General features: G+C 29.9%; 2 protein-coding genes. Both read right to left on the bottom strand.

Translation table 11 applies throughout. The features are described from left to right. Window positions 1–46: 46 nt before the first annotated feature. Window positions 47–289: a hypothetical protein gene (locus RV13_RS21455; RefSeq protein ID WP_229078945.1), complete on the bottom strand. Its 243-nt coding sequence runs from the start codon at window positions 287–289 to the stop codon at window positions 47–49. Continuing rightward, window positions 223–759 (bottom strand): helix-turn-helix domain-containing protein, encoded by a 537-nt coding sequence (locus RV13_RS20335; RefSeq protein ID WP_227656327.1) that lies wholly within the window; start codon window positions 757–759, stop codon window positions 223–225. The genes RV13_RS21455 and RV13_RS20335 overlap by 67 nt, the downstream gene beginning before the upstream one ends. Between the last annotated feature and the right edge of the window lie 754 nt (window positions 760–1,513).

The following is a 1,513-nucleotide window of genomic DNA, read 5'->3' on the forward strand; positions in this document are numbered from 1 at the left end:
CAATCAATCATCATTTAACCAAAATTTGTTAATTATTCAGTAGGCACTAACTTAGATTTTCTCCAACTTCAATAAGTAGCAAATCTCCTAAAAGATATCCTTTATTCCGTAAGTTTATTAACTCCCCCTCTGGAAAATGATTCATTTCAAGTTTCATTTTAATTCGGTTACTTAAATTAGATAACTGACATAACCTTGAATTGGTTACATCTGATCCCCAAATTAAATTACATAGCTCATTACGTGACACAATCCTTCCGTCTTTTTGATACTGATATAAGTAATACAAAAACTTTTTTTCATTTGGTGAAAGGCTGAAAAAAATCCTTTCGAATTATTTTCATTTTTTGAAAAAAGATTATGATTCCTTTCATTCAAGGAAGAAGCGAGCCTTTCTTGATTGTTCATTAATTTGGCTATTTTTTCAATAACCATAATATCTGGCATCTTGGGATCAATCCAGGCACTGATTTCATTAAGCAAGTAGGAAAAATCCGAATTTTTCAAATCTTCCTTATTTCCTTTTCTTAAAATGAGTAATCCTTCTTTTTGAAAAAAAGAATAGTATTTTGAAATTTCAAAATTGGAAACCGTATCGCTGAAAATGACCATTGAAAAACACTTGACAATTTGCGATAAAAAAATGGTATCATTCATCAAATCATTTGAACAATACACTTCAATGTCTGAACGTTGCAGAACATCCTGCAAACTTTGTTCTGCCAACAAATTTTTTGTCACAATTAATACTCTTGTCATAAATTACACTCCTTATTCTAAAATAACAATAAACAACAAGATTTTATTTATTCAAAGTCATACATGTTTCAAATCAATTCAACGCTATAACTTCGTAATCACATCCAAATATTTTTTTAATTTTCTATTTTGGACTATTTTAAAATTTATCAGTTTTTCTGTATTCAATGTTAATGTAATAAGCATTTCTTCGAATTTTTATCTTAGGCGTAGTCAAGAAATCTGAACGCAAAAAATTCTCTTTCACTATATAATCAGAAGTTATCGTAACACGATTATCTGATTAAGTAAGAGAGTTAGATAGCCTCTAAACTTAACATTTTCTAAAAGTGAAAATGAAATACGTTTTTTGAGAAACAGGTATCCATCATAGAAAGTTGATATACTATATCTTATGGTAATTATTTCCCTTCATTGGTTTTCCCCGTAGCTTCTACAGTTCTTGATTCATTCTAAGTAATGAATCAGTTCCCCTTAGCGACATTCACTCCTGACATGTAAAAGCTGGACGCTTTCTGCCTAGTTAAATTGTAATCTAACTATCAGGTGATACATCGAAATAAACTCCTTTACTTTTCTTCAGGTAGCTAAATTTGCTTCTCATTTTCCTTAGAAACTTTATAATTTTTTGATACAAATTCATACCAAGATTCACTAAACTTATGATCCATAAAAGCTCTTTTTAGTCCTGTTACTTGTTTTAAACGAAGAACCTCCTCTGCTTCCATGAATCGGCTACACTAGACTAGACAGA

Origin of the sequence: Enterococcus raffinosus, assembly GCF_001886185.1 — a bacterium.
GTDB classification, from domain to species: domain Bacteria; phylum Bacillota; class Bacilli; order Lactobacillales; family Enterococcaceae; genus Enterococcus_A; species Enterococcus_A raffinosus.